Below are 3567 nucleotides of genomic sequence, written 5' to 3'. Positions count from 1 at the left end.
CGAGACAGCGGGGGGGTACGGCTACCCGCAGACTCCGCCCCCGGTGCCCCCGCCGGCGCCCGGGGCGCCGGTGCACGAGCAGCCCACGACGCTCTCCCCGTCCGGCGCGCCCATCGGAGCGGGCGCCCCGGGCGGGTACGGGACGCCCGGCGGGTACGGGACGCCCGGCGGGTACGGTTCCGCGGGCCCGCACACCCCGCCGAGTCCGCTGATGGCCGCGGCCTCACCGGCACCGGCCGGTGCCTCCGCGTCGAAGGCCGGCCCGCGCCGGGGGCCGGGCCCCTCCCCGGCGATCGCGGTGACCCTGCTGGTGGTGGCGCTGGCGCTGATCGGCGCCGGGGTCTGGGCCGTCGTCACCGCCTGAGCCGGCCCCGGCGGGTTCGCACCGCGTGAGCGGGCGCCGTCTCCCGTATCACCGTCCCGAGGCGCTCCCGCCCGGTCCACTCCCACAGCCGGGGCCCGGAGGAGCCGCCCGGACGCCCCGGGGCGTGGGCCGTGGCCACGCGGACGATGCCCGGGCCACAGGAGGCGGGGTCCCTAACGGTTGGCCCCGGCCCGGGCGTGGCGCCCTCCGGGATGGAAACCGTGCCAGTCCAGGCACATGACGGTGGCGTCATCGGCCAGGTGGCCGTCGCACGCCTCGGTGACCGCCTCGGCCATGGCCCGCACGGTCTCCCGGGGGTGTTCGTCGGCGGTGTCGCGGATCAGGCGGGGCAGGTCGACGGTTTCCGCCCGGCGTTCCTGCATGCCGTCGGTGTACAGCACGAGACGGTCGCCGGGGCGCAGATCGAGTTCCTGTACCCGGTGGGGAACGGGTGAGGGGACCCCGAAGGGCAGGTTGACGTGCAGGGGCACCTCGGTCACCCGGCCGTCGCGCAGGCACAGGGGCCAGGGGTGACCCGCGTTGACGAGCTGTGCTCCGCTTCCGTCCAGGGCGACGCGCAGGAGCTGGCCGGTGGCGAGGGTGTGATGGCCATGGTCGAGAAGGGCCTGGTGGGTCAGGCGGGCCTGTTCGGCCAGGTCGGTACCGGCGCGGCGGGCACCGCGGGAGGCGTTGACCAGAAGGGTGGCCATCAAGGAGGCGTCGACGTCATGACCCATGGCGTCGGTGATGGACAGGTGCAGGGTGTCGTGGTCGAGGGCGTAGTCGTAGGTGTCCCCGGCGATGGAGTCGGCGGGTACCAGGGTCCCCGCGAGGGTGAACTCGGCGGCCTCGCAGGAGGACGCGGAGGGCAGGAGTTGGCTCTGGATCTCGGCGGACAGACTGAACCGGGCGGTCCGCCGACCCCAGTGGTAGAGGTCGGTGAAGCGCCGGTCGGTGATGATGATGTACGCCAGCGCGTGCGCGGCCTCGCGGACCCCCTCCAGCACCTCCTCGGTGACGTGCGGCAGGGTCAGCTCCAGAACCCCGATGGTGTCGCCGCGGTTGGTCACCGGGGCGAGCACCCGGTGACCGGGAGCGCCGCCGTCGACCCGCACCAGGTCCTGGGTGCGCAGCACCTCGTCGTAGACGCTGCCGGCCAGCGGGGTCCGATCGGCGGGGCGGCCGCCCGGGGAAATGGTCTCCTCGTCGATCCGTACCATCTCCCGGCCGGTGAAGTCGACGAACAGGAACGAGACCGCCCGCGCCTCGAACCGGTCGTGGATCTCGCGTGCCACCACGGGGAGGGAGGCCACCGGCGTCGCGTCCTCCGCCGCCGCGAGCACTTTGGCCAGTCCGATCCGGTCAACTGTCACCATCGCCTCCCCGCCTCCTCATCCGCCTGCCCGGTTTCACCGATTGACACCACCTTTACGGGATTTCGCGTCGGTCCGCCCCAGCACGCCGGGACGACACCCCCGATCACCCGCACGCGCGACCATCGGGGGAACTCCGCGGGATCCCGGGAGCCGATCGCGGTTTGCGCAGGTCGTCGTCGACAGGAAATGCCCATGCCCGGCGCGTGGGGCGGGACGATCCCGACGGACGCGGGTCGGTCAGCCGCTCTTCGCGGCGGAACGCCGCCCCAGCAGGATCCAGCCGCCGAGCACCGCCAGCAGCGCCACGCCGGCGCCGATCCCGGCGAAACCGAACAGGTGCCGGGTGTCCCGCCGCTCGGCGGCGACATCGGCGTCGCTCAGACCCTGTTCGGCCTGTCGGCGGTCCTCCTCGGTGACGCCGAACCCGGCGGCGAAGGGATCCCCGTCGTACAGCGGCGGCTCGACGGGCGGCTCGCCCTCCACCGACAACCGGATGGTCAGACCGATGGATTCGGCGTCGGTGACCTGCTCGACCTCCCCGTGCAGGTGGATCACCAGGTGGTGCCACCCGGCGAAACGGGCCCGGGTGAGGTCGCTGTCCCCCTCGAAGCGGTGATCGTAGGCGACCGGGGCGGGGGCGAAGCCCTCCACCTGGATCTGCTCGCCGCTGTAGGAGTTGTGCACGCCGACGATCCGGGCCCGGGCCGGGTTGTAGACCTCGACGATCAGCGCCCCGTAGACGGAGGTGAAGTCGCCCCCCGTGGGCGAGTTTGCCAACTCCACCGTGACCGCGGGCTGTTGGTGCCAGTCCACCGGCACCCGGTAGAAGAGCGTCTGCCCGGGGGCGATGTCGTCCCGCCACACCCCCTCACCGATGGAGCGGGCGTCGTTGAAGCCGGTCCCGCCGGTGACCCGCTCGGCGGTCCCGGTGGGCGCCGGCGGCATCTCGTCGAGCCAGGTGCCCGGGTGCGGCGCGGAGGTGTCCCCACCGAGCACCTCCGGTTCGCGCATCACCCGCAACTCCAGCGGCCACGACGCCGGGTCGGAGGTGGCCTCGCTGGTGCGGGTCACCTCCAGCAGGTATGTGCCGGCCGCCTGGCAGGACCGGTCGGGGTCCACCACCCGGGTGCTCCAGGCCGCGATGGGGCGGGCGGCGTCGTCGTGGCCGAAGGTGCGGCTGTCGTTGTTGCAGCTCTCCCCGCCGGTGGACCGCAACTCGGTGCGGATGCCGTCCGAGGAGGCCACCCGGGTGCCCGGGGCCGGGGCCGCCACGGCCGACAGGAACCAGCCGGAGACGTCGTCCAGGACGACGCTGTAGTACAGCGTCTCGTTGGGCTCGATGGAGTCCGTGTAGAGGGAGTCGGCCTCGATGCGGGGCGCGTCGGCGGTGCTCGCCGTGCCCTCCACCGGCTCGGCGTCGGCCGCCGGCAGGTAGCGCGTCGGGCCGGTGGAGCCCGTACCGGCCCCGTCCCCCTCCCCACCGTCCTCGGCGTACGCGCCGGCCGACGTCGCCAGCAGGGCCGCCGCGCAGGCCGCCACCACCACCGTGCGTCGGCCCCGGCGCGCCACCGCGGCGCCGACGCGCCCGTTCGGTGGCGTGTGCCCGTCGTCCCGTACCGCCCCCATCACCGGTCACCTCTCGTGTCGTACCCGTTGTTCGATGTGTCGCCGTTCGCACCGGTGTCCGCACCGGTGTTCGGTCCGCCGGCCGCGCCGGTGGGAGCCGGCCGGGCCGGGCCCGCCCGCGGCGCCCGGGCCCGGGCCACCGCGAAGGCGACGCCGGCGATCAGCAGGACGGCCCCCGCCCCACCGAGCGCGGCCATCAGC

The 3567-nt window shown here is 74.3% G+C and carries 3 protein-coding genes and 1 pseudogene; 1 reads left to right on the top strand and 3 read right to left on the bottom strand.

Going from position 1 to position 3567, the window contains the following annotated elements:
• Positions 1 to 364 (top strand): annotated as a pseudogene (locus tag FNQ90_RS16260) (PQQ-binding-like beta-propeller repeat protein); the annotation flags it as partial.
• Positions 365 to 537: 173 nt separating this feature from the next.
• On the opposite strand, the gene FNQ90_RS16255 reads toward FNQ90_RS16260, so the two are convergent.
• The 3 genes from FNQ90_RS16255 to FNQ90_RS16245 all read right to left on the bottom strand — a co-directional run.
• Positions 538 to 1740, bottom strand: a complete 1203-nt coding sequence (locus tag FNQ90_RS16255) for a PP2C family protein-serine/threonine phosphatase (protein WP_182607046.1) — start codon at positions 1738 to 1740, stop codon at positions 538 to 540.
• A 237-nt stretch (positions 1741 to 1977) separates the two neighbouring features.
• Entirely contained in the window at positions 1978 to 3366 is a 1389-nt protein-coding gene (locus FNQ90_RS16250; protein WP_182607045.1) for a hypothetical protein, read from the bottom strand.
• Positions 3366 to 3567 (bottom strand): hypothetical protein (locus FNQ90_RS16245; protein WP_228471289.1); only part of this gene is annotated, 202 nt, incomplete at its 5' end. The genes FNQ90_RS16250 and FNQ90_RS16245, both read right to left, overlap by 1 nt.

This window comes from Streptomyces alkaliphilus (genome assembly GCF_014141535.1).
Lineage (GTDB): Bacteria > Actinomycetota > Actinomycetes > Streptomycetales > Streptomycetaceae > Streptomyces > Streptomyces alkaliphilus.
Note: the sequence above shows the minus strand (reverse complement) of the source record. Positions and strands in the feature narration are given on the sequence as shown.